The 24,765-nt window shown below is 43.2% G+C and carries 24 protein-coding genes and 1 tRNA gene; 9 read left to right on the top strand and 16 right to left on the bottom strand.

Annotated features, from left to right (window positions below):
* Position 1: 1 nt before the first annotated feature.
* From scpB to glmM, 8 genes are all read left to right on the top strand, one after another.
* Positions 2-511, top strand: coding sequence for an SMC-Scp complex subunit ScpB (gene scpB / locus QW087_01510; GenBank protein MEM2943406.1), 510 nt, complete (start codon positions 2-4; stop codon positions 509-511).
* 194 nt (positions 512-705) lie between these two features.
* Complete coding sequence (locus tag QW087_01505) at positions 706-921, top strand: LSM domain-containing protein (GenBank protein ID MEM2943405.1); 216 nt, start codon at positions 706-708, stop codon at positions 919-921.
* Between the two features lie 39 nt (positions 922-960).
* A complete protein-coding gene (locus tag QW087_01500) occupies positions 961-1,935 on the top strand; it encodes an NDP-sugar synthase (protein ID MEM2943404.1) in 975 nt (324 codons plus the stop codon).
* A 314-nt stretch (positions 1,936-2,249) separates the two neighbouring features.
* A complete protein-coding gene (locus tag QW087_01495) occupies positions 2,250-3,743 on the top strand; it encodes an ABC transporter permease subunit (GenBank protein ID MEM2943403.1) in 1,494 nt (497 codons plus the stop codon).
* Entirely contained in the window at positions 3,744-4,835 is a 1,092-nt protein-coding gene (locus QW087_01490) for an ABC transporter ATP-binding protein (protein MEM2943402.1), read from the top strand. It abuts the gene before it with no gap.
* A 1-nt stretch (position 4,836) separates the two neighbouring features.
* Positions 4,837-5,919, top strand: coding sequence for an ABC transporter ATP-binding protein (locus QW087_01485; GenBank protein MEM2943401.1), 1,083 nt, complete (start codon positions 4,837-4,839; stop codon positions 5,917-5,919).
* Positions 5,920-5,932: 13 nt separating this feature from the next.
* A complete protein-coding gene (locus QW087_01480; GenBank protein ID MEM2943400.1) occupies positions 5,933-6,598 on the top strand; it encodes a DUF47 family protein in 666 nt (221 codons plus the stop codon).
* Positions 6,599-6,608: 10 nt separating this feature from the next.
* Positions 6,609-7,970, top strand: a complete 1,362-nt coding sequence (gene glmM / locus QW087_01475; protein MEM2943399.1) for a phosphoglucosamine mutase — start codon at positions 6,609-6,611, stop codon at positions 7,968-7,970.
* A 25-nt stretch (positions 7,971-7,995) separates the two neighbouring features.
* Here the strand turns inward: glmM and QW087_01470 are convergent, their stop codons facing one another.
* The 6 genes from QW087_01470 to mtnA are packed head-to-tail and all read right to left on the bottom strand — an operon-like array spanning position 7,996 to position 12,571.
* Positions 7,996-8,568 carry a TMEM165/GDT1 family protein gene (locus tag QW087_01470; GenBank protein MEM2943398.1) on the bottom strand — a complete coding sequence of 191 codons (573 nt, stop codon included), beginning with the start codon at positions 8,566-8,568 and terminating at the stop codon, positions 7,996-7,998.
* Positions 8,569-9,429 (bottom strand): agmatinase, encoded by an 861-nt coding sequence (gene speB / locus QW087_01465; protein ID MEM2943397.1) that lies wholly within the window; start codon positions 9,427-9,429, stop codon positions 8,569-8,571.
* 2 nt (positions 9,430-9,431) lie between these two features.
* Complete coding sequence (locus QW087_01460) at positions 9,432-9,818, bottom strand: translation initiation factor IF-5A (GenBank protein ID MEM2943396.1); 387 nt, start codon at positions 9,816-9,818, stop codon at positions 9,432-9,434.
* A gap of 47 nt (positions 9,819-9,865) precedes the next feature.
* Positions 9,866-10,897 (bottom strand): ribosomal biogenesis protein, encoded by a 1,032-nt coding sequence (locus QW087_01455; protein MEM2943395.1) that lies wholly within the window; start codon positions 10,895-10,897, stop codon positions 9,866-9,868.
* A 28-nt stretch (positions 10,898-10,925) separates the two neighbouring features.
* Complete coding sequence (locus tag QW087_01450) at positions 10,926-11,558, bottom strand: class II aldolase/adducin family protein (protein MEM2943394.1); 633 nt, start codon at positions 11,556-11,558, stop codon at positions 10,926-10,928.
* 5 nt (positions 11,559-11,563) lie between these two features.
* Positions 11,564-12,571, bottom strand: a complete 1,008-nt coding sequence (gene mtnA / locus QW087_01445; GenBank protein MEM2943393.1) for an S-methyl-5-thioribose-1-phosphate isomerase — start codon at positions 12,569-12,571, stop codon at positions 11,564-11,566.
* A 256-nt stretch (positions 12,572-12,827) separates the two neighbouring features.
* Between mtnA and QW087_01440 the strand changes: the two genes are divergently transcribed.
* Positions 12,828-13,580: an ArsR family transcriptional regulator gene (locus QW087_01440; GenBank protein MEM2943392.1), complete on the top strand. Its 753-nt coding sequence runs from the start codon at positions 12,828-12,830 to the stop codon at positions 13,578-13,580.
* A 187-nt stretch (positions 13,581-13,767) separates the two neighbouring features.
* Here QW087_01440 and dapA (QW087_01435) read toward each other — a convergent pair whose 3' ends face one another.
* From dapA (QW087_01435) to QW087_01390, 10 genes are all read right to left on the bottom strand, one after another.
* The gene (dapA, locus tag QW087_01435; GenBank protein MEM2943391.1) at positions 13,768-15,234 is read right to left on the bottom strand and encodes a 4-hydroxy-tetrahydrodipicolinate synthase; all 1,467 of its coding nucleotides are present in this window, start codon (positions 15,232-15,234) and stop codon (positions 13,768-13,770) included.
* Positions 15,235-16,662, bottom strand: a complete 1,428-nt coding sequence (gene dapA / locus QW087_01430; protein MEM2943390.1) for a 4-hydroxy-tetrahydrodipicolinate synthase — start codon at positions 16,660-16,662, stop codon at positions 15,235-15,237.
* 243 nt (positions 16,663-16,905) lie between these two features.
* Positions 16,906-18,483, bottom strand: a complete 1,578-nt coding sequence (locus QW087_01425; protein MEM2943389.1) for an NAD(P)H-hydrate dehydratase — start codon at positions 18,481-18,483, stop codon at positions 16,906-16,908.
* A 456-nt stretch (positions 18,484-18,939) separates the two neighbouring features.
* Positions 18,940-19,032: transfer RNA gene (locus QW087_01420), tRNA-Val, on the bottom strand.
* A gap of 56 nt (positions 19,033-19,088) precedes the next feature.
* Positions 19,089-19,805 carry an RAD55 family ATPase gene (locus tag QW087_01415; GenBank protein ID MEM2943388.1) on the bottom strand — a complete coding sequence of 239 codons (717 nt, stop codon included), beginning with the start codon at positions 19,803-19,805 and terminating at the stop codon, positions 19,089-19,091.
* Between the two features lie 96 nt (positions 19,806-19,901).
* The gene (locus tag QW087_01410; GenBank protein ID MEM2943387.1) at positions 19,902-21,404 is read right to left on the bottom strand and encodes an ATPase domain-containing protein; all 1,503 of its coding nucleotides are present in this window, start codon (positions 21,402-21,404) and stop codon (positions 19,902-19,904) included.
* Positions 21,405-21,418: 14 nt separating this feature from the next.
* Complete coding sequence (locus QW087_01405; protein MEM2943386.1) at positions 21,419-22,132, bottom strand: ATPase domain-containing protein; 714 nt, start codon at positions 22,130-22,132, stop codon at positions 21,419-21,421.
* Between the two features lie 102 nt (positions 22,133-22,234).
* Positions 22,235-22,963, bottom strand: a complete 729-nt coding sequence (locus QW087_01400; GenBank protein MEM2943385.1) for an anaerobic ribonucleoside-triphosphate reductase activating protein — start codon at positions 22,961-22,963, stop codon at positions 22,235-22,237.
* Between the two features lie 197 nt (positions 22,964-23,160).
* Positions 23,161-23,640: a zinc ribbon domain-containing protein gene (locus tag QW087_01395; protein ID MEM2943384.1), complete on the bottom strand. Its 480-nt coding sequence runs from the start codon at positions 23,638-23,640 to the stop codon at positions 23,161-23,163.
* Between the two features lie 654 nt (positions 23,641-24,294).
* The coding region (locus tag QW087_01390; GenBank protein MEM2943383.1) for a nicotinate-nucleotide diphosphorylase (carboxylating) at positions 24,295-24,765 on the bottom strand (471 nt) is incomplete at its 5' end.

Raw genomic sequence — 24,765 nt, 5'->3', positions numbered from 1 at the left:
TGTGGATTTACTGAGAATTGTCGAAGCAATTTTGTATTCATCATCGGAACCTGTTAGTGTATCAGAAATCTCATCTCACACGGCTTTTCCGTCAAGGGACATTAGAAATGCACTAAAGTTGCTTGCTACTGAGTATGATGAGCGGAAATCTGCAATTGAGGTTGTTAAGATAGGAAATCGGTATGCAATGCAGCTCAGAAAGGAGTACAGAAAGTTCGCGTTACGCTTTGCAGAGCGGGAACTACCAGATAAAGTGTTGAAAGTCGCGGCGATGATAGCTTACCATCAGCCAATACTTCAAAGCGATCTCGCAAAAATGCTCGGTGACGAGGTTTATGACGGAGTGAAGATACTACGCTCCATGCATCTCATCCTGGCGAGGAAGAAGGGACAAACGCTTGAATTGAGAACAACACGGCGTTTTCTTGAATATTTTGGCATTTCAGGCTCGACAAGAGATGATATAAGGAAATGGATAGAAAGTCAAGCTAGAGGATCAAATGCGCAGTAGCGAGATGTTAGTGAGTTCAAGTTTGCATGATGATTAATTCAAGCTAATTACAATCTGAACTATTTAGAGTGCAGGAAAGGAATTACGCAGGCAAATATCATACAAATTCTTTTGGTGCTTTAAAATACCTGTCAGGCTGACTAAAAAGAAAGGTTTAAATTCTTTACCTACATTGACTGGATAATAGGGATACTATGGTAATGCCATTGGCACTGTTAGAGAAGTCGATGAACAAGAAAATATCTCTTCTGTTGAAAGACAACAGAATCTTGGAAGGAAGACTCACGGGATATGATGATTATATGAACATGGTCTTGGAGGATACAGAAGAACGTACGGCCGATCAAACAAGACGACTGGGTACTGTTATTTTAAGAGGCAATAACGTCGTTAGCATAGCGCCACTCTGAGCTTCTCGGGACTTATTTGGCTGATTTGATTAATGTTGAATGGAATTAGAGAAGATGAAGGCAGTTATTATTGCCGGCGGCTTTGGCACTCGTCTCCGCCCTTTGTCAAATGTAATCCCAAAGCCGCTAATACCGCTTCTCGATCGGCCTTTGATATCCCACATCATCGATTCCCTCCCTAAGTGCGTCGAATCAGTAATATTGGCTACGAATTACAAGAGTGAGTTGCTTGAGGAGTATTTTAAAAATCATCGCGGAAATAAAGAACTGCTTGTTGTGAAAGAGGATGAACCTCTTGGTACTGGTGGAGCACTCAAGAACGTCAGCAGATATATCGACGACACTTTTGTAGCCTTCAATGGGGATATAATTTCATCAATAGATGTTCAATCAATGATCGATTACCATCTAGAGAAAAGGGGAATTGGTACCATTGCACTATGGCACGCAAATAATCCTAGCGATTTCGGAGTAGTGGAGCTATCTAGCGATTGCAGGATTGAATTCTTTGTAGAAAAACCGGCACCTGGGCAAGCGCGTTCAAATTTGATTAATGCTGGTATTTATGTTTTTGATCCTAAAATATTTGACTATATTGGCGAAAACTTTGTTTCCCTGGAGCGGGAGGTCTTTCCAAGAATTATTGGCCTCGGTTTGTATGGTTATCATTTTCTTGGTTATTGGTTGGATTGTGGAACTCGGGAAAACTTTTTAGCAGCTCAAAGGACACTGCTCGATCTTCGAGGTGACGGCAACTACAGGACAAAGCTTAGTCGTGGGGCGAAATTGATCCCACCAAATTTTTTAATAGATGCCGAAATCGAATCTGCAACAATAGGACCTTATGTGTGCATTAACGGGCCGTCGACGATCGGCAGTGAGACGCTGATATCAAACAGCCTTATAATGGAAGGAACTAGAATCGGGAAGGGAGCTTTCGTCAGAAATTCGATTGTTGGGCCAAATGTAAAGATCGAAGACGGTGAATTTATCGAAGATAAAATTGTCGCGTGACGCACTGGAATTATAGATGCGTTTGACTCATTAATATTCCAAGAGAATATGTCTCTCGGTTCAATGTAGGACTTGTTGGGACGATGCGGTAGGTTAGAATTGGTTAGGTATTTATGTTGATATCCTTTTTCAGGTATTGCGCGCTAGGGAAAGAAATGAGCCGCCTTGACAAGATTTTGTGTGTTATAAGTAAAAGGAGTTTTCGAAAGGGCTGGAACGCTTTTATCATTTCCTTTTTTCTGCTTTTTATTATTCTACCAACAGTTTACATTCTCTCTTATATTTTTACGCATTGGGATGCAATTGAAAATAATGTGCTTGGAAGCCATGAGACTCTTAACCTTATTTGGGACGCCATTGTTGCATCTTTTGAGATCGCCACAATAGTGACAATTATTGATTTTGCTTTAGGACTCCCAATTGCATGGATACTCGTTCGCAAAGAGTTCAGAGGGAAAAGCTTTCTCGATACATTAATAGACATGCCCTTGGCCGTACCTACAGCAGCTCTTGGGTTTTCGAGTGCTATTTTTTGGGCAGTCACGCCGCCGTCCTTGGATACTCCTACATTTGCCCTAGGTGCAATTTCATCGCCAATGGTCCTGGTCATCCTCCTTCACATCGTCTTTTCTTACCCTTATATGGTAAGATCCTTAGCCGCGATTTTGGAACAGATCGATGTCACATATGAGATTGCCGGACAGACTCTGGGCGCAAGCAAGTTAACAGCTGTTCGGACGATTACCTTACCCCTTTTTCGTGCTGGATTGGTTACAGGAACAATTCTGTGCTTCTCACGAAGTCTGAGCGAAACTGGGGGGACGATGATTGCGCTTGCTACAATGGCTAACGCAGCTGGTTTTAATACTGGCCCCACTCTTATAGGTGAATGGAAAAAACTTTCTGTTGCTCATCCTGAACTCGTGCCACAATTATCTTTTGTGAGTATTCTGCTTATAGTCCTAGCACTCGTCCTCCTTGCCATATTGAAGATTATTATGATGAAGGTTCGCTTACCTTTTGGTAAAGTATGGCCGAGACCAGAAAAGTTCCTAAGCCGCGGCATTACCCCGAGATTAAAGGATTTTGGGGCACTTGCCTTTCTTTTTTTCTTTGTTTTGATTCCATCTTTTTTTATTTTTTCATATGCTGCCACAAGCACACCGTCTGGCGGGGACTGGGATCCGTTCTGGTCTAGCTTAGGTTATTCATTTGGTATCGCCTTCGTAGTTACCGTGATTGACCTTTCATTTGGAATTCCTTTGGCAATATTAATCTCGAGGAGTGAATCAAGGAAATTATCTAGCTTATTGGATTTGCTTGTTAATGTGCCCCTGATCGTTCCGACAGCTGCACTTGGTTACTCACTTGGTCAATTTTGGAATGATCAATTTTTGATACCTTCGGAACCTACACTTTTGATCATCATGGCGCACGTTGCATTTACCTATCCTTTGGTGGTTAGAAATGTAGCGGGAGCTATTGAAGAAATCGATCCAGCATTTGAGGAGACTGCTCGGACCCTTGGTGCAAAACCGATCCAGGCATTTCGAAGAGTGCTTTATCCGATGATCAAGGGTTCAATACTTGCAGGATCAATCATGGCTTTTACACGAAGTCTTGGAGAAACTGGTGCAACTCAAGCTGTTGTAAGTGAAGCAATAACTGCACCGGTATATATTGTAGAGCTAGTAAAAGAACAGAACTACTATGCCGCAGGGCTTGCATGCATAGCCCTTATTGTTGTATCCTATTTAGCGATGCTCTTCCTGCGCTATATAACAAAGAGAAAACGGAAGGGGTTTTAGATGCCCGAGATACAGCTGGAATGCATAAAGAAATCTTATGGTCACATTCAGGCCATCGATGGTCTCGACCTTACAGTTAGGGATAAAGAGTATCTTTGCATTCTCGGACCAACGGGCGCAGGAAAATCTACAACCCTAAGGATCATTGCAGGTCTCACCCTGCCTGATTCTGGAAGAATTTATTTTGACGGCAGGGATGTAACGGCTTTGGAACCTGAGGAACGCAAGGCAGTATTCCTCTCGCAGACTTACTCATTATTTCCCCACATGACAGTAGCCGAGAACATCATTTTTGGTCCAAATATTAAAGATTGGACTGAAACGGCTAAGAAAAAGACCCTGGCTGAGATGCTTGATTTGGTTCGACTCACTCAGAGATCGGATGCTTATCCAAGAGAGCTTAGCGGAGGAATGCAACAGCGTACAGCTCTGGCAAGAGCGCTTGCCGCAGGAGCAGAAATATTGTTGCTCGATGAACCTCTGCGTGCGCTTGATGCCCGACTCAGACTAAGCTTGCGTCGAGAACTGCGATCGATCGCGAAATCATTGGGCATTACAACCATTCACGTGACGCACGATCAAGAAGAAGCCCTGGTAATGGCGGATCGTATTGCGATCATTCGGAAAGGCAAAATCGCTCAGGTAGGAACGCCAGAGGATGTTTTTGACAGTCCTAATTCGCCTTTTGTTGCAAATTTCGTTGGTCAATCTAATTTCTTTAAGGGTGTTGTCATAAGAAATGATGAAATAACTCTCATTAAGGATGAGAAGGGCAGAATCTTGCCATCGCGCCGCTCAAATCTAAATATAGGTGAGTGTGCAGTGATCGCCGTAAAAACCGGAAATTCGGAGATAGTGGAAGCTGAGGAAGGTTATTTGAGAGGCATAGTCGAACGTGTCATATTTGAAGGAAGAACGATGTTTATTGATGTTTTTGTCGAAGCATTGGGCAGATGCTCAGCAAGGTTGCCTGTTGGACGGATTAAGAAAGTTCGAGAGGGTAGCGAGGTAGGTCTTAAGTGGAATCCAGAGAAGGCTTCGGTCTTTTCTCTGGAGAAATGCAATCTTGATGAAGAGCTGAGGGTAGAATGAGATGCCGAGCGTGGAATTAAAAAATATCACTATGAAGTGGGGCCGAGTCGTTGCTGCCGATAATGTTAATTTAAGAATTGAAGATGGCGAATACATCACAATTCTGGGCCCATCTGGATGCGGAAAAACAACGCTCGTTAGGATTATAGCTGGTATCCTAGAACCTACATCTGGAGATGTTTTCATCGACGGTAGGAATATGAAAGGCGTTCCAACCGAAGAAAGGGATGTTGGCTATGTTTTTCAAAACATCGCCCTTTTCCCTCATCTCAACGTATATGACAACGTAACTTATGGTCCAAGGGTAAAGGGGGTGAAAGACGGAATTGAGCAGATTCCTAAAAAGTATCTAGAGCTTGTAAGATTGCTGGAAAAGATAAATATGTTTCCCCCTTCTCTATGCGGTGGCGAACAGCAAAAAGTCTCGCTTGCAAGAGCGCTCGCGACCGGCGCAAAGCTGTTACTCCTAGATGAACCCCTTTCTGCCCTCGATGCTAGGGTTAGAATTGATTTACGTTATGAGTTGAGACGTCTTGTTAAATCCCTGGGTCTTACAGCAATTCATGTAACCCACGATCAGGAGGAGGCAATGAGCGTTTCAGATAGGATCATTGTCATGAGGCGAGGGCGCATAGTTGAAGTGGGAACCCCTATGAAAATTTATTTGAAGCCGGAAAACGTGTTTACTGCTAATTTCATCGGCGAGATGAATTTCTTTGAAGGATGGATAAGACGTGTGTCGTCTGAGAATACTGAGGTGGAACTTAGGGACGGTACAAAGGTGAAAGGGCCATCTTCAAATCTCAAAGAAGGAGATGCCATTGTGTTGTCGGTGAGACCGGAAAATATCTTTCCTTCGAAAGACGGAATACCTTCTATCGTTGAAGATATACGGTATGTTGGAACATACTTGCGTATCATATCAAGAACAAATGCGGATGAAACTGTGGAGTTTGATGTCGATACGTCGATGAAAAAAGCATATAAGTCCGGCGACAAACTTTACTTATCTTTCGAAAAGGAGAATGCACTTATTTATCCAAGGGGACCGGGCGGAATTGAGGAGGCGATAAGTCTTGAGTGAAGGTGGATCGCTGTTGGATTGGTTTAGCAAGCGTCGTGAGTCAGTTATTATGAATGGTATAAGGAATCATGCTCTTCGAGTGAGTGATACAATCACTGAACTTAATAGGGCAATCGGATTCATCGGTGAAGGCGATCGCAAAAGGGCTCTTGAGGCGATTCAAAGGCTTCTGATTTCTGAAAGAGAGGCAGACTATTTTGAATCAACAATCAGCGCGGAGCTTAGCAAAGGCGATCTCGATGCACGAGAAAGGGAGGATTTGATGCATCTAGTTCGCAGAATGGATTATGTTGCTGATTGGGGAAAGGAAGCAGCGTTAAATCTGCAGATGATCATTGAGGCTGGAGTGGAAGTCCCCAAGTCTCTTTGGGAGAAATATCACATGATGACGGGCGAGCTCGAACGCGCCACAAAGATGCTGAAAATGAGCATCGATAATCTAGGTGTTGAGGATGAACTTGTTGTGAAATATGAACGAGAAGTTGAGATTGCAGAACATAATCTTGATGATATGTACTTCGTTACAAAGAAAGAAATTCTATTCGCTCAAATGGACCCGCGGGCGATATTCTTGATGAGAGACATATTGCATGGAATAGAGAATTCTGCGGATAGTTGCAAGGATGCTGCTGACATCATACACATTCTTTTGACGGCTGAACAGCATAAGGCGCGGTGAGTGGTAGAAGGTGTCTTCAAGGCTCTTTGGGACAAACGGCGTACGCGGAATTGTCAATTCCGATTTGAATGTTCAAATAGCAATCGATTTGGGAAAAGCCATCAGCACAGTTGCGCCTGGTGTTCATGCGATTTGCACAGATTCACGCATTTCTGGAGACATGTTAAAGTTCGCGGTCTCTGCAGGACTCATGTCGGCAGGAAGTTGTGTAATCGATCTCGGAATACTTCCTACCCCCGCACTCCAGTACTATGTTAAAATTAAACAACTTTCTGGTGGGGTGGCTATAACAGCGTCTCACAATCCGCCAGAATTCAATGGAATCAAATGCATAGCCGCTGATGGAACCGAAATACCGAGAGAAGACGAAGAGAAAATCGAGAGTATTTATTACAATAGATCTTTCAAAATGAGTGCGTGGAATCACGTAGGATCCTTGACATGCCAATCAGATGCTCTTCGGCTTTACCTCGAGTCAGTAAAGAATAAGATTGATGTAGAAGCAATAAAAAGCGCATCGTTGTGCGCCGTAGTTGATTGCGCAAACGGTGCAGGCTCTCTTACGACCCCTTTATTTTTGGAGTCGCTGGGTATAAGAGTAATTACATTGAATTGTTCCCTACTTGGTACATTTCCGGGTCGTCCAAGCGAACCAACCGAGGAAAACCTATCGAGTCTTATCGCCCTCGTAAAAGAAACATCTGCAGATATTGGTATAGCCCATGATGGTGATGCTGACCGCACTATATTTATCGATGAGCGTGGAAATTTCGTTCACGGTGACAGAAGTCTTGCGTTGATCGCCAAGCACATAGTAAGCGAGAAGGGAAGTGGTTTAGTGGTCACCCCAGTTAGCACATCCCGCTGCGTTGAGGAGGCAGTAAGTTCCGTGGGAGGACATGTGAAGTATACGAAGGTGGGGGCACCAGTTGTTGCAAGGGAGATGATGAGGCTGGGTGCCGTGTTCGGAGGCGAAGAAAATGGGGGTTTGATTTTTCCAGAACACCAATATTGTAGAGACGGTCTGATGACTGTTGCAAAAATGCTTGAGATTATTGTGAAAGAGGGTCATCCATCACAACTCCTGAGCTATATTCCTAAATATTATCAGATCAAAGGAAAAATCGGCTGTAGTAACGAGAAAAAAATGATGATCATGGCAAAACTTCTGAAATATGCTGAGGGAATGCACATTGATACAACAGACGGTATGAAGATTTTTCTTGAGGATGGGTGGATTCTAATAAGACCATCTGGTACAGAGCCTATTCTTCGCGTCATGGTTGAGGGAAAAACAAAGGCCACTGCTACAAAATATTACGAGGAATACACAACTTTGTTGAAAGATATCATTTCCGATTTGCAGTCGTGATTGTATTGTATTTCATATCTTTACATCATAAAAGTGCTTGAAGAATGAATGCTGCACCAAATATCAGGAATACAATCGCACTGGCTAGTTTTATGTATTTCTTTTCGACCCTCTTTCCTAGTTCGCCCCCGAAGAGGACTTCGATCAGCGTAATAAGTGCAAATCCCATTAGTGCCCCAATGAAAACCAGATATCCGGCACCAGATTCCGCGGAAAGTGCTATTACAGAAAACTGCGTTTTGTCACCGAGTTCCATCAAAGTCACAAGAATGAAAGTGCCCAGGAAACCTCCGCAGCTTCTAAAACAATCCCACTTAGATTCTTTCTTCTTTTCCGGCATAAGAAGCGTTGTGATGCCCGCAACGATAAAAATTGCACCTGCAATGAGCTCAATGATCTGTCTTGAGACTACTTCGAAAATTGCCTGGCCTATGAGCACACCTATTGCCGAGACCATACCCAAGGCCGCTAATGCACCAAGGAAGACGGATTTCCGAGAGTGCCTGCAGGACTGAGTGATGACAGCGATCATCGTCTTGTCGCCTATCTCCGTCAAAGTTATCAGCAAAAACGTAGAGAAGAGAGGTGTAAGGTCCATTTAATCACGGTATTTCCAATGTTTCCAAGCGAGTGCTATGACCTCTCTTATGATGCGGGCTGCAAGGGACGCTGTGTTACCGTTATCATACGGAGGAGATACTTCAGTTACATCGAAGCCTACGAGTCGGGGGGCTATCATTTTGATGCACTCTTTAATTTCGTAAGGCGATAGACCAAACGGTTCAGGGGTGCCCGTACCGGGTGCATATGCAGGATCAATACCGTCGATATCTAGGGACAAAAAAATCTTTTTTTTCTGGATAGAATCTAGGGCGTCTTTGAACGCACTCTTAACACCTATTTCCTTTATCGAGAAAGCATCTATGTACTTGGGCGTCTTGCAAGAAAATTCTTCGTTTGAAATTGAACGTACTCCGAATACAACAACATTTTCCAATCCAACATGCTCCGCAATCCTTCGCGTTACACATGCATGGCTATTTTTCTGTCCGAGATACTGATCTCTGAAGTCTAGATGAGCGTCTATGGTGATTACACCGATATCATCAAAAGATCTCACGGTAGGAATTGTAACTGAATGTTCCCCTCCAATAAATATAGGAAACTTCTGATCTCTAACAATATTTGTGACTTCTGTTTTTACAACCTTCACCATGTCATCAGCTGAACCGAATTCCTCAAAATCCCCTGCGTCGTGGATGGGCACATCGATGAGATCGATGTTGTGCTCGAAAAGGAGAGTCTCGAAATTGTATGAAGATGTTCGTATCGAATTAGGCGCGTATCGCGCTCCCGGGCGGAATGAAGTTGTTCGATCAAAGGGGATTCCCATGATGATAAAGTACGCATTCTCATAATCGGCATTGGCATCCGCAAAGCGGAAGCTGCTGATACTCATGATTAGACCCTTGTGATTTTTCTCCTTCCCATTGCAACAAGATACATGATCTCATCGCCTGGGTTAATCTGTCCTTTCAACTCTTCGGGAATGTGTAATTGAAAGTTCTCGTAAGTCTCGAGATCCATCAACTGTGCTTCATCGCCTGCAATCGCAAGGACCTGCGCCTTTCTCTTGTCGATTATAGGAACCTGGACCTTATGCTTCACTGGATGGACAATACTCCTTTTTTGCTCATCAAAAATGCCTATTGCATCGATCCTAGCCTTTGCTTCTCCATGTTTCCCTGGTTTCGACGTTGTGATTGAAATAATTCTGCAAGGCTCATCATCGATTAAAATGTATCTACCTTCCTTGAGTTCCCTAACTTCAGCTTGCGTCCACGACATGACTATCGGCATTGGTAACGATATGCGGTTTAAATATTTTGCTGATATCAACCCTTTTTTCGATGTTTTCTTGGAGCCGTGGGGTATTTTTCTTCGATCTCTTTCTTTCTTTTTTCAAGCTCCTCTATTAATTTATCTCCGATGTACTCTCCTTGCCAATAGTCTATTTTTGCGGCAATTGCTATTTTGGATGCAAGAGATCTCGCCAGCTTTCCTCTTTGCCAGTATGGTGCTTTATGAACAATCGGATGCTGATAAATGACGCCGTGTTTTGGTGGTTTTTTATGATTTCTCAAATGCAAAAACATCGCCTTTTCAGCGCCGAGCAATTGCACAGTACTCGATGGCAATTTTGAAAGCCTTTCGAGGCCACCTGCTAAAGAAATCAATCTTGCGGCAAGGCTTGGCGATAAGAGTGCTGCCAGGTTTGGGGCAATCTGTTTCATAATATCGGCAATGTATTTCTGGAGACCCTCCCTGACTTGGTATAATTTATCTAGAGACTCGGCGACTTCTCTCAGAATTTGTATGTCTTCTTCTGACATTTGGCCTCCTAGGGATTCCAGATCGACACCAAGTTCTTTCATGATTTCTTCCTTTCTTGTGAATTTTGCAATGAGCTTCACATACTTCATGTCCTTTGCATAGTCGGATAGTTCTGGAAAATACAGGCCATACCATTCATGTAATCTTTCGTTAATTACATTAATTGATTCATTGATATCATCAACGGCTCTAATTGCCTGCAATACGCATCGATCAGGATGGACTGATTCCTTCACGCCCATTTTTCCCAGTTCGAGCATCGCTTCACGCATGAGTGCTTCGGAAAATCCGTAGTCTTCCGCTTTGATAAATGAACCGTCAAAGTTCACAGGTCTTCCGAGCTCAGAAAGCCGCAATTCCGCCACCTGCATCTTTTTTTGCGCCAGCTTCTTTTCCTCTGGAAGAATTTCACCTTTTCTGATTGCAGCTAGTTTCTTGGCGATGATCTTAGCATCTTTGGGAAACAATTCGAACTTTTTAATATCGTGATCATCGCATAGAAATACGCCAAACCACTTCGTGACGAGGATCATATTGGGCAAATATCCGTTTTTGCTCTTATTATAGCTGCTTCTTCTGCAAAATGATCCGCAGCTCATCATCGCTCAAGCCAAGATTTTCTATCTCCAAGCCAAGGTGCACCTGGAGAGTCGCTATGAATTCAAGAGTTTCGAGACGAAGAAAAGCCTCCAATAAATTTGAGCCCACAGTTACAGCTCCATGTTTTTCCAATAACAAAGCATTTCGATTTGTGATATTATCGCCAAGTAAACAGGCCAATTCTGTGGATCCTGGTGTTCTGTATGGTATGAGCGGGACGTCTCCAAGAACAAGAACCCCCTCAGGAATGAGCGATGAGTTCAGCTTTTTACCAGCGACTGCAAGCACGGTGCAGTGAACTGGATGAGTATGAATGATCGCGAAGACATCCTCTCTTCTATTGTAAATCGCTGCATGGAGCGGTGTTTCAATCGATGGAGTTCCCTTATCTTTGGCCTTGCCACTCTTGATCGAGACCGTCATTATATCGCTCTCGATCAAAAATCCCTTACACCTGCCTGAAGGTGTGATAAGCATGTACTCATCATCAACTCTTGCGCTGATGTTTCCCGCCGTACCTGAGACAAGTCCTCTTTCATAAAGCAACTTCCCAATCGTAACGATTTCTTCTTTGAGTCTCTTTGCATCACCCATTCAGGTCAACTCCGTATTTTGGCGATTTCGCCAAGTTCAGATGGTCTCAAAATTCCTATTTCCGTTATGAACCCTGTAACATATTTACCCGGCGTGATATCGAAGGATGGATTAAGTGCCATAACGCCACGAGGTGCGATTCGAACATTTTCGATTGCAATCACCTCTTCTTCGCTTCGTAGCTCTATAGGTATTTCATCGCCGTTGTTCAGATTGAAGTCGAATGTTGAAATTGGGGCTGCTACAAAAAAGGGAATGTCCAGTTCATGAGCTATTACCGCTTTTTCGTAAGTTCCTATCTTATTGGCAAAATCTCCGTTAGACGCTATTCTGTCCGCGCCAACAATAACAACGTCAACATCTTTTTTCATGTAATGGCCAGACGCCCCATCAACGATCACCGCATGGGGTATTCCTTCGTTTTGCAGCTCCCACGATGTAAGCCGCATTCCCTGGAGTCGTGGTCGGGTTTCAGACACATATACGAAGAAATGCTTACTTTGGGTGTGAGCGAAGCGTATTGGTGCCAGTGCTGTCCCAATATCGACTGAAGCTAATGCACCTGCATTGCAATGAGTCATAACCCTATATCCATCTCTGATTAATTCACAACCATGCTTTCCAATAAGCCGGCATCGCTCAACGATTGCATTGGCATAAGAATTCGCAGCTTCTACAGGATCTCTTCCATCTTGAATAGATCGAACCATATAATCAATTGCATAGAAAAGATCATAAGCAGTTGGTCTTGTTTTTCTCAATAGGTTAGCTGCATTCGAAATATCTTCTTTATCAATAACTGCTAGGGCTAGGCCATATGCAGCAGCGGCACCGATCGATGGGGCGCCCCGTATTGCCATATTTTTTATTGCCTCTGCCACTTCATTGCAATGAGATAGGCTAATCACTCTAATTTCAAAAGGAAGCAACCTCTGATCAATCATTTTCAGTTTGCCGTCTTCGAACCAAAGGGCTCTCATGTCAGTAGCTTTTCCGTCGATAACGACTTTCACATTCTCACGCGACTGAATTAGCATCTCAGTAGAAAAGATATTTGGGGTGTTTGGATGATCCATCCACCAAAATCTGTCGATTTACTGGCTTAAGGGATTTTTTGAGTTTATTTGGGCCAGTACGACCATGTACTCATGGGAAGATGGGATGGACATATTATCCACCTACGAAATACTTTTTATAGTGTTTCAATTCTGATAAAAAATAGACTCACCCATTAGAAGTCTTATGGACTAGCTGAACCGGTGATGACAAATGAATGGATTCTTTCAGGTGTATCTTACTCCAAAGGGTTTAAAACAGGTATCAAATCCACTTCGACAAAGAATTCTCTTGGAGCTGCAAAAAAGGGAACTCAGTTTAAGCGACATATCGGACATCACTGGAAAGGCACAATCAACAATATCAGGACACCTCGAAGAATTGGTCAAAGATGATCTTATTTCTTTCAAAGATGATCCGACGGATAGTAGAAGGAAAGTTTATTTTCTGATCTCAAAACCGATCGGATCTTCAGCCGAACCGAGAGAAGATCTGAAACTCGCAATAGGTAATACTATTGCAGGATCGATCGGATTGCCTAGTAGTTTCTTGAAGGGCGTAATTCGATCTATCATTATAGGAATGGAATCGATTGGACTCAGGATGGAGCCTATGTTGAGAGATATCGGAAGACTCATAGGCGCGGAAATATCAAAGCGTATAAAGTCGTCAACTCTTGACGGCGTTATAAAAGAGATCAAGATTTTCTATGAGCAGCACGAATTAGGTGAGGTCTGTGTATATTCAGTCAGACCTCTTATTTTGATCATAAGGGACGAATACAATTGTCATCGGATGCCGGAGACAGGTCGGAGTTTTTGTATTCTAAACGAGGGGATAATCGGTGGAATCTTAGAAAGCTGCATGGGCATGCGATTGAGTATTATAATGGACGCAGAATGCTTAGCAAGCGGTTATAGCCACTGCAAATATTATGTCGAGCCAATGACGAAAAGCGTTACATGACAGGAGAAGTCTTACTCGCGTGAATTTTTTCTTATCAATGGGCTTTTTCTATACAAGCCAATGAACATTATGGAAAGTCGTAACCTCTTAAAGCTATAATCTGAGTTATTTTTCTGCGCCCTTAAAAAAGAAATGGTTATTAGAGGGCATCGAAAACCCTGATGCCCTATTTAATGAAGGTTTTCGACTATGGTGTGTACTTGAACGGATGCCTAACTGACTCTTTTTGGTAAAATATTTCATCCAGAGTAGGTCTTCCCTCAATCGCCTTTCTTATCGCATACCTTGCCGCCTTGTAGTTATTGACTTTCACTCGGTGTCTATTGGCAGCTGCAGGATGAACAAACACGTTCGCAAGAAGCACTATGTCTTCAAGAATCTCACGGGGAAGGAAACCATCTTGGATACTCGCATCTATAGCCCATTTCAAGCCTGCCACTGCGTGCACATAAAGCAACTCCTCTTGTTTTTTCGTTCTAGGCGTAACGGTTGGTACAAGCAGCGTACGAGGGAGATCGTTAACAATTCTCATCTTTCCTTGGCCAGCATCAGCCTGGAGTGCCCTCTCAATAGCTATTTCAACCGGCCCTCCCTTTATTCCAATCAAAAGGTCGGTGTGAGCAATTTCATGATCAGGAGGTCCAGCGTATCCTTCTCCGACCTTCAGCGCGAATCCGTCAACAACCGTTGGAGTTTGTGGCGTAGCGGGAACCCTCGTGACTATTCTTTTGTCTCCAAGAACATAGGTCGTCTCTCGGGGTTTGATCTTGCCAAGAACTTCGAGTTCAATTCTCATTTCCTCCCTGTCTTCATGTCTAAATGCGTCTCCGGGCATAGTCGGCCTTCTTGAGTAGCCAACATCAATGCCTGTCATCCATAGTCCCTCCTTCACTGCCTGGTTTCCGCTAGTTCGGGCAATAATTCTCACTAATTTCTGTATCTTCTGTTGGAGCTGCCTAGCCTCTTCTATTTCTCCTCTTTGTACGTGCTTGTATATCCTCTGCCAAATATCGGGGATTAAGTTTGCACTTGCAAGAATGAGTCCATCAGCTCCACTGAGTAAAGCTGCCGTTCCGACCTCATCGTGACCACAAAGTATGTTAATTTTTCCTCGAATTTTTTCGAATAGTGCTGTCATATAAGGTATGTCTCCGCTAGAATCTTTGACGCCAATTACATTGTCAAGATAAGCCAAACCTTCTGTTGTCCACCACTGCTGGTGCATGCCAGCACACTGCGGTATGTTGTAGAGGATAATGGGCAGGCCTACCTCGTTTACAGCGTCGAAGTGCTCATATATCTCTTTCCAGGTCGGGTTGAAGTAATAGGGGGTCACCACGAGCGCGGCATCCGCGCCAATATCCTTCGCATTTTTAGTCAGTTCGACTGTGGCTTTTGTGCTACTTGCACCGGTTCCGGCAATCACAGGGACTTTCTTCCCAACTTGGTCGATGACAATCTCTAATGCTCGCATCCGCTCGCGATCTGTTAAATAAACGAATTCGCCTGTAGTTCCAGCCACGACAAATCCGTTGACGTGATCTATCAAATGATCAACGAGATTCCTGAGCGCATCTTCATCGATAGTCTCATCCCTTTTAAAAGGAGTGACGATTGCTGGATATATTCCTTTAAGCCACTCTGCCCTGGGCAATTACAACACCCCCTTTCTGAAGGCCATGTCTATTGCCTCCATTGTAGCCTCGTAAAAGTTCTTGTAAAGGATGTCTCGTTCTAGCGCGTTCGGATGCACGAATGCCTTAGCTAACATCACATGTGTATCGATCATCACTCTAGGTATTACAGCAGCCTCCACTTTATCCGCGATGGCCTTGGCAATTCCAGCTTGTGCAGGTCCATACATGATGTTTGCCTGTCTTAGATTTTTCAATTCAACCGTTGGAACAATGAGGCAGCTCGGTTTTGCTGAGAGATTTGGCTCAAGTATGGCTGGCAGTGCTTCATACCCTCTTCTTAAATAAACGAGTTGACTCGCAAACGATACCCCCACGACACCGTCCTTTTTCCCAATAACAAGATCTATTCGTACCTTGTTTATACCCGAACCTGCAGAAGCGCTACCTATAAGTACCCCATCATTTACGATATCTGCTGGTGTGATTCCTATATCTTCAAATCTCTTCTCCAAAGGGATCTCTGGTGTCTCGATAGGCGGCTGAGAAACTGGGACTTTTCCTATCTTTTCAAGTTCAAGTCTTATTTCCTCTCGATCTTCGTGAAGAATTACACCACCCTCTTTGAGGGGCCCTCTAGTCTTTCCCATGTCTATTCCCATATATTTTAGTGCGATCTTGATAGGAACTGGCCCACCATATCTGCAAAAAATTCTGGAGAGTTTTTGTACTTTGAGTTGTTCTTCCCTTCCTTTTATGAGATTCCCTTCTTTAATAGCTCTGAAAACTCTCTGCCAGACATCAGGATAAACTTGGGCGCTCGCTAGAATCATACCAGAACACCCACCAGCTAGTGCCGGAAGTACAACCTCATCGTGCCCAACTACGATATCAATCTTACCTTTCGTCTTTTCAAGCACTTCCATCGTGTATGTTAGATTTCCAGATGAGTCTTTCAGCCCAACGATATTGTCGATGTCAGCGAGATCCTCTATGACTCTTCTTGGCAGGTATCCACCGGTCGTCTGGGGTATGTTATATAGAATGATTGGAATGTCAACGGCTCGTGATAGTCTGTAAAAATGCTCGAAGATTCCTTTGTCCGATGGGCGCAAGAAATACGGTGCAACGACTAAGCACGCATCAGCGCCAGCGTCTTGAGCATATTTCGTCAGCTCAATCACGTTGCGTGTGCAAGGATCACCTGTACCGGCGATGACAGGTTTCTTTCCATTCACCTCATCAATGCATATATCGAAAACACGTTTTCGCTCATCGTAACTCATGTATTCGAATTCACCCGTTGTGCCGCACGGAACAAAACCGTCCACATGATCAAAGATGTTCCTAACCAGGCTTCTCAGAGCATCTTCGTTTATGTCTTCTTTCTTGTCGAAGGGAGTTACGAGAGCGGGGTAAACTCCTTGGAGTCTGAATTTCTTACTCATAAATCCAACCCTCTGAGTGAGGGATACAGAATTGAGGATATTAAACTAAGGTTTTCGAGAGCCTGCAAACGTCGTGACCGAAGGCATCATTCACGTAGTTCTCGCAGCTTCGAATTAGATCTTCTTTCTGCTTGAAAATCATTTCACAGGAAATTGATCAGGAATGCAGCATTCTATCATCAACAGTTAGACTGTGCTCACGCTACCTATGATTGAAACTACATTTTGTTTAAGAATGAAGTCTCATATGACCGTAATCTTCCCGTACAAAGTTCGTGAAATTCTATCATAGTGAGTGCGATAATATCGTACGGCGGAAGGCATGAAGTTGAGTATGTCCTGGGCAGTCATTCCATCTTGACCGATCGCATCAGCTGCCAGATCACCTGCTAGGCCATGGATGAAGACTCCTGCTTTGACAGCCTCCTCTATCGGCATGCCTTGACCATACATTGCCGCAATGCTCCCGTTGAGCACATCGCCGCTTCCAGCTGTAGACATCCCTGAGTTTCCGCTCATATTAATAAATACTTTTCCATCTGGACGACCTATGAAAGAGATCCCCTCCTTCAAAACTACAATCGCGTTGAGTTCTTTCGCAGTGCGCTCTACAAGACCAATTCTGTCTTTTCTAATTTCCTGCACCCCAACACCCGTTATTCTAGACATTTCACCTGGATGCGGCGTGATGATCGTTGTTTTATCTCTCCGCTTAATGCAATTTAGATTTTTCGAGATCGCGGTAATTCCGTCCCCGTCGATTAGCAGTGGCTTTTCTATATTCTCCGCGAGATACCTAACTAGTTCCTGGGTTTCCTCATTAAGCGATAGTCCCGGACCCATGACGACCATATCCATTTTGTTTGCAAGCTCAAGCAACGAGTCCTTATTGTCGAAAGCTATACTGCCACTCGGCGTCTCCTTTTGGGGAATCATGACTATTTCGCTTCCTTTGGTAGCAATGAAGGACGATACCGAAGCAGGAGCAGCAAGTCTCGAATATCCACCCCCAGCCTTAAGGAAGCTGAGGGCGGAAAAGTATGGAGCTCCGAGGTATCCACGTGCTCCAGCGATGAAAAGCACTTCGCCAAAAGTGCCTTTATGAGCATCCTGTTTTCTTGGAGGGATTTGATCTGGTATGTTGATCTCAACTGTCAAGGAATCGTTCTCATATAGTGCTGGTGGAAAAGAAATATGAGATACGTAAAGTTTGCCAGAGTACTCATAACCAGGATGGATTACATTTCCTATTTTTGGCAAACCAAAAGTGATCGTAAAATTTGCCCTCACAGCAACACCCATTACAAGACCATTATTGCCATTGATCCCAGAGGGAATATCAACGCTGAAAATCGGTTTGCCGCTTCTATTGATGGCTTCAATGACTTCTTTGAAAAGACCCGATAACTCCTTTGTTATCCCAGTACCCAGAATTGCATCGATAATCGCGTCGCATTCATCAATAGTGTGCATTATCTCATCAACAGACGTTATTACGGAAATTTCCATTCCTCTGCGTTCTATCATGTCTAGGTTCTTCTTAGCGATCCCTCTGAAGTCTACCGGGGGTTGCAAAAGTAAAACCTTGACCTTTCCGCCATTTGAGTGTATTTTTCTTGCAACAACGAGCCCATCCCCGCCGTTGTTTCCGGGGCCACAAAAAACCGCAAATTTCAGCCCCCTCACGCCACACAATTCTTTCTTTATTACATCATAAACTGCGAGTCCTGCGTTTTCCATGAGCAGCAACTCGTCCATGCCATAAACTTCGATGGCTTTTCGATCCATATCCTTCATCTGTGATACGGTGGCAATTTTCATTGCATATCACCTGTTCAGGCAATGCCGCTCTTAGAGCTAATATGGATATGGGACTTATTTTAGGGATTCTGTTGTTTGATGTGATATCTTTTTTATTTATTAAGGAAATGGCATATTAATTGGCTGCAATCTGAGCCTCTTGCCATTGCAAAAATGATGGCTAGGGAGATAGTGAGACGAAAAGAATATGAATCGATTCAATATCCTCAGTCTAGCAAGATCTTACCACGTTACCATTTCATATTATCATGTTTTTCATGGTTAGAGACAGATTTTTCAGGGCACATTTTTGAATATAAACTATCGGTAGTAATTACCAGCAACAATTCTGCGTAGACACTCGGCGCCTGTTGACCTTATTTACTGAGCATTGTAGGATAATTCTCGTCGCTTTTTGAAGGGCACATCAGATCAATATTCAACTTTGATTCATATTAATGGGCCTTCTGAAAAATATGGGCTCACCCGGATTCGAACCGGGGAACTTCGCCGTTCTCAGTCACTGATTGACATGTGAGGGCGACGTCATAACCACTAGACCATGAGCCCGAACTTCGAAAAAGATCAATCTTCTATTAATGCTTGACGGTTCTATCCATCTGGATCTATTCAGTTATTACCTGAGTGGCCCTGAACACTCCGTCACTGAATAGCAGCGAAAAATATCCAGTCTTGTGGTTCGTGCTTCTGATCTTCACCGCCCTTATCCTTCGCTGGATATCTGTTTCGCCGATCTCCTGGAGTTTAAGACTTATCACTCCATCAGCCAAGTATCCTTCGTCGTATTTGTTCTCTAGCATCTTCTCTGGAGAAGTTTCCGAAATGAGGAAAGAAGTGACTCCGAGGTTTCTTAGCCATTCGAACAGGTAAAAAAGTTCTGTACGGCGGTTCTCGCCCATTTGCGCCGCCATTTCCAAAACGTCAAGAGAATCCACAACAAGCAGCTCGTATCCAATGCTGCGTTTTAAACTATCCGCGTACATTTTGAAGACCTGAAGCCATGTACCCTTCGCGCTCAACTGAGTCAGGCTCTTTCTAATGAGTCCGAGATCCAGAATATGAATGAATTCCTTCGCTCTCTCATCATCCATGCCCATACTTATCATTTGTTGAAGAAGATTATCCTTGGATTGTTCGAGCGTCATGTAAACACTTTTTATTCCGTTTTGAAGCGCATTGTGGTAAAGTATACTGTAAGCAAGGGAAGATTTCATCGTTCCAGGTGTTCCCGTAATTAACACAACCTGCCCTTTTGGAATACCTCCTTGAAGATTTTCATCAAAGTTGTGGATAAAAGTTCGGATTCTCTCGATGTGTACCATAATTTTCCATCCCGCAGGTATCGATTAAGGCATCTGGAATATTTAATTTTTCTTCAATTTCAGCTTGTTCCATAATTAAACTACTATACATCGGCTTCATTCAACTATAGGCACAGTTAGGTTGAATCTACTGCCATCGTGCGTAAAAGAGAAGTAACGCGGATCTATCTCAGTGCCGCGCATTTTCAGAACTCTTAGCCATCGCTGGACTCTAACGTCATCAATCTCCTTCATGCGCATTTCAATAATCCCGTCAGCAAGATATGCTTCGCTTTCCGCATTATCAAGGAGAACCTCTAGCGGTTTCTCTGAAATCAATAGAACTGTCATGTTAAGTGATCTGAACCAGTCAAATAGGTCTTTGAGGTCTTGGCGAGAAAGCTGATAGTCTGTCAATGACTTAAACGATTCTATTGAGTCGAGAACAAATATCTTGAAGTCCCATTCCTTTTTTATATTTCCAACATACCTCATTAGAATGTTGCGCCAATCTCCTCTCTCCTTCACCATCCGCTTCCGAAGATCGATCATGTCCACGACTAGAACTTTGTTTCCCGACTTCTCCTTCGGCATCCCCATTTTCTCCATCTGGTTAAGAAGCGATTCTCTACTCTGTTCGAGGGAAAAATACATGCTATTGAGACCTTCATGAATGGCGGAATTGTAAAGAATTGCGTAAGCAAGCGTTGATTTCATCGTTCCAGCACAGCCATTTATGAGAATCACGTTGCCAGCTGGAATCCCCCCTCCCATAGCAACATCAAGTCTCTCAATGTGTGTTCTTATTCTCATGTCAATCGGTTCTTTACCGACAATAGTTTTTGTTTGCAGATCGGCCTCCCTTTTTAGTTCTTCAATGATACTACTGAGATCTAAAGTTTCAGCGGGTTCTATTGATATTTTTTCTTCTCTATCTCTCACTTTCCCATCTTGGGTCTCAGGAATTATACGATGGGATATATCAACGGCCTCAATTTGTTTCTGAAGCTGTATAAGCTTCTCGAATCGTTCCTTGAGCTCTTCTTCGATCTGCTTTCTTAATCGAGCGTACCCCTCATTCAGCGCTTTCTCATAGTCCTCTTTGAGCGCCAAAAGTCTCTCAAATTCCTCATCAGTCAGCTTGATTTTCCTGCCAGAACCAGCGGATATTTCAAGTTCTCTCATCTGCTTCTCAAGTTTCATAGCAAGCGTTTCCAACTCACTTTCTCTGCTTAGTAAAGCTTCCTCTCTCGCTCTTAGTTCCGTTTCAAATTCTTTGCATCTCTTCATTGCTTCCTCAAGTGCTTGATTATCTCTTTCAAGTGCCTCGATCGTCTCCAACAATTTTCTTTCTTTTTCTTTCAATTCTTTTTCTTTTTTGGTAATCTCCGCTTCCCTTTGAACGAGCAGTTGCTTTTGCCTTGAAATCGTAAGATACTCTGATTGACCAAAAGCTACTGAGACTTCTTCCTCACTGAGAACTTTCTCAACCGTGACAGAAAGTGATGGCGTGTCTTTTTTTGACTCCACAGGCTTCAATATTTCGCCACATCTGTCACACTGTATATCGCCGGGTTTGATACCAGCACCGCATCTTGGGCATTCATATTTCTTCTTCATCTGTCCACCAGGCCTCATTCGCTTATGACTTTGGTGACCTGGAATCTATTTGCATTGAAAAGAAGTGTGAAATACGAAGGATCGTGATTTGTTTCTCGCATCTTTACGCACCTAATGCGCCTTTGCGTCTCAACATCCCTAACGACTTGCATTTTGAGAGTAATTATTCCATCGGAAAGATATCCTTCATCAAATGTCCCCTCAAGGATTTTCTCAGGTGATGCTTCAGAAATCAGAAAGACGGTGGCACCTAATTCTTTTAACCATTGGAATAAATAGAAAAGCTCAGTTCGCCTATTGGTGATTTCGGCCATCGTTTCCAGTACATCCAGTGAATCGATTGCTAGCAACTCGTATTTTAAATTCTCGTTAAGATTTTGTAAATAGGCCTTGAAAACGTGTAGCCAAGAACCAGCTCCCGAGATCTGCCGCAATTTCTTTCTGAGCAGACTGAGGTCGAGGACATGGAGTTTATCAATAACGGGTTCCGTTGGCATCCCCATTTTTTCCATTTGGCGAAGGAGACTTTCTCTGGATTGTTCGAGAGTGACATAAACACCGATCTTTCCACTCTCAGTGGCGTGATGATACAATATATAGTACGTAAGCGACGACTTCATTGTTCCCGGTGTCCCCGCAATCAGCACAATGTTACCCGCAGGTATACCGCCTTCCAGAACCTTGTCAAATCCTTCTACATATGTTTTTATTCTACCATTTTGCGACAATTAAACCCCTCCAATTGTCCAACGGCCTCTTACACTCAAGAGTCCTTCATGTAGGCATGCTACTAAAAAGATGTAGTGCGTATTATCACTTTTGATAAAGATTCAAATGAGACCTCTGATGATAACCTTCCTAACATATTTCTTTGCCACCGCTGCCATTTCTCTTATTCTGTCTGAAGAATATGGTCGAACGACAGTAAATCTCTCATCAAGAGTATTCTTCGGCTGAAATTGCTGGAGAGCATATTTTTTTGCTCCGCCAATGTAGGCAGCTATGGATTCAATGTCACGCGTATCCAAGAAAACAGGGACAACAGTTGTTCTGAATTCGTAGTCGATCCCAGAATCCATGATTATTGAGATGCTCTTCTTTATATCATCCAATGGTGCTTCTATTCCTGATACATCGTCATATTTTTCGTTCATTGGTCCTTTAATGTCCATGGCGACAAAATCAAGCAATTCATCATCTATCAAGTCCTCCAGGATCCTTGGCTGGCTTCCGTTCGTATCGAGTTTCACCTTAAGGTTCATGTCGCGAAACACCATAATGAAGTCTGCCAATCCATTCTGGATCGTTGGTTCCCCACCTGTAATTACTACACCATCTATGAAATCGGCGTTATCTTCAAGGTACTTTACTATTTCGCTTAGCGGAATTTCGTCTAATTTCTCTGGTATAAAAACCAGGTCTCTATTATGGCAGGCTGGACATCTAAAATTGCATCCTGGAAGATAAATTGTGGAAGCCACAAAGCCATCCCAATCGACCAACGAAGTTTTGGCGAAACCGGCAATTCTCATTGCGCAGTTTGCATGCGTTTTGCACATTTAAAAAGTTGCTCTTGGGATCATCCACAACTACCTTTTTTGATATCCGATTTGTATGAATTTTGTGGGATGATTTATTTCTTTCTTTGCTTCCTTTTTGTATCGTCCATGATCATTCATGCTATACTTATGCCGAAGACATCTACAACGACATTCCGGTATTTACGAGCGAAATCTTTGCGGAGAGGCGGATTGATTCATTCATTCCAAAGGATTGCCAAAAGCCCGCCAATGAATCCCAAAATCAATCCGATTATGAAGCCACCGCCTATCACGATGCTCAAAATGGAGAAAACGAGTATAACGACTCCCCACATCAGGTGTTCTTCCGGTTTCTGATTTAATTTAATCGCGGCGATAAAGACGATCAGGCCAAAGATGAGACCCGCGCCAAGTACAATGATGCCAGCAGGTAAGAATGAGAATAACAATATGGCTCCAAGAGCAGCTACCAAAATACCGTTAATAAGAATGAAAACGCCCGCAATTATTGAGAGGACAATTGCAGCTTCTGGTTTTGATCTTCCTGAATACGTTCTCGGCTGAGGCGCATAATTTTGTTGTTGCATTGACGAACTACTGCCAGTAACTGGCAATTGCCTGCCACATTTTGGGCAAAAATTCGCCCCTGACACAATTCTTTCGCCACAATAAGGGCAAAAACTTACATCATTCAAATTTACACCGAATGCATGAAGTGGTCTAGTTTCTATTTAAAGCATTCCATCTCACTCTTTCTGATTCTTTATGAGACTAATGAGCAATATCATTTGATTATTTGCTTGACTTTTATTGAGATTTAATCCTTAGGTGTCCCCCCGGTCCACCTCGCTCCGCGCGCGCTTTTTCAATACACTCTTCGCTGTCGCATACGAAAGCGGCGTAAAGAAAATGTTTTGCCGGCTTTCCGCAAAACTGGCATAATTCCTTTTCAATGTCCATATGATACCGTAATACATAATGAAATTTCTCAGTTTCTATAAACCATATGGACATCGCATAAATCGCAGGAGAATCTCTTTTTCCATGTGAATTTTATAAAGATCATGCGATGAATCCGCTTGATGATAAATGTGGCAATCTCCATTTTCGATGGTTCTACTGCAAAGCAGAATGATATCTTTCCAAGATCCCTGAAGATCTGGTCATGATTCCACAAGATATTAAGAGAGTGTAGCTATATGTCGCGCCAAAGATTTCCAGTTAGATGTCCTCATGTATGGCCCGTTTTTTCACGTGAGTCAAGAAATATATTATAATGAGAATTACTACAAGTTCTCGTAATCTGCTTGAATTAAGGAGCTCGGGCTATGTCTCCGATTTTCGACTAGCTAATTACCCTCTGGTGATTTTATGCTTGTGATCTCGAGTTTAAAATGTATGGCTTTAGGTGAATGCGTTATGTATCCGAGTGAAATAATGTCTGCATACCTAGCATATTTTGGTGCGGATTCAGGAGTGAGACCGCCAGAAACTTCTACAAGAATGTGATCGTTGAGTTTCTTTACTGCAAGAGACGCAACTTCTACTTGCTCAGGTGGCATATTGTCGAGCATTACAATGTCTGCTCCAGCCTTTGCTGCTTCTACCGCCTGCTCAATGGATTCAACTTCAACTTCAATTTTCTTAGTGAAGGAAACGGTTTTGGCCTTTGACACCGCCTCCGTTATACTACCTACTATCTTGAGGTGATTGTCTTTTATGAGAATAGCATCATCAAGTCTGAAACGGTGAGGATCACCACCCCCAATCAAAACTGCTTTTTTTTCGTACTTTCTGAAACCGGGAGTTGTTTTTCTGGT

The sequence above is a fragment of the Methanomassiliicoccales archaeon genome, assembly GCA_038850735.1.
Classification (GTDB): domain Archaea; phylum Thermoplasmatota; class Thermoplasmata; order Methanomassiliicoccales; family JACIVX01; genus JACIVX01.
The sequence above is the reverse complement of the archived record's forward strand: the minus strand, read 5'-3'. Positions and strand labels throughout refer to the sequence as shown.

Coding starts and splice junctions, on each gene's coding strand:
- dapA (MEM2943390.1), bottom strand. CDS start 16,662: ATGAGTAAGAAATTCAGACTCCAAGGAGTTTACCCCGCTCTCGTAACT.
- QW087_01505 (MEM2943405.1), top strand. CDS start 706: ATGGTAATGCCATTGGCACTGTTAGAGAAGTCGATGAACAAGAAAATA.
- QW087_01410 (MEM2943387.1), bottom strand. CDS start 21,404: ATGAAGAAGAAATATGAATGCCCAAGATGCGGTGCTGGTATCAAACCC.
- QW087_01400 (MEM2943385.1), bottom strand. CDS start 22,963: ATGTGCAAAACGCATGCAAACTGCGCAATGAGAATTGCCGGTTTCGCC.
- QW087_01470 (MEM2943398.1), bottom strand. CDS start 8,568: ATGGACCTTACACCTCTCTTCTCTACGTTTTTGCTGATAACTTTGACG.
- QW087_01455 (MEM2943395.1), bottom strand. CDS start 10,897: ATGATCCTCGTCACGAAGTGGTTTGGCGTATTTCTATGCGATGATCAC.
- QW087_01485 (MEM2943401.1), top strand. CDS start 4,837: ATGCCGAGCGTGGAATTAAAAAATATCACTATGAAGTGGGGCCGAGTC.
- QW087_01500 (MEM2943404.1), top strand. CDS start 961: ATGGAATTAGAGAAGATGAAGGCAGTTATTATTGCCGGCGGCTTTGGC.
- QW087_01440 (MEM2943392.1), top strand. CDS start 12,828: ATGAATGGATTCTTTCAGGTGTATCTTACTCCAAAGGGTTTAAAACAG.
- QW087_01460 (MEM2943396.1), bottom strand. CDS start 9,818: ATGTCGTGGACGCAAGCTGAAGTTAGGGAACTCAAGGAAGGTAGATAC.
- QW087_01415 (MEM2943388.1), bottom strand. CDS start 19,805: ATGGTACACATCGAGAGAATCCGAACTTTTATCCACAACTTTGATGAA.
- QW087_01425 (MEM2943389.1), bottom strand. CDS start 18,483: ATGAAAATTGCCACCGTATCACAGATGAAGGATATGGATCGAAAAGCC.
- speB (MEM2943397.1), bottom strand. CDS start 9,429: ATGAGTATCAGCAGCTTCCGCTTTGCGGATGCCAATGCCGATTATGAG.
- QW087_01450 (MEM2943394.1), bottom strand. CDS start 11,558: ATGGGTGATGCAAAGAGACTCAAAGAAGAAATCGTTACGATTGGGAAG.
- QW087_01490 (MEM2943402.1), top strand. CDS start 3,744: ATGCCCGAGATACAGCTGGAATGCATAAAGAAATCTTATGGTCACATT.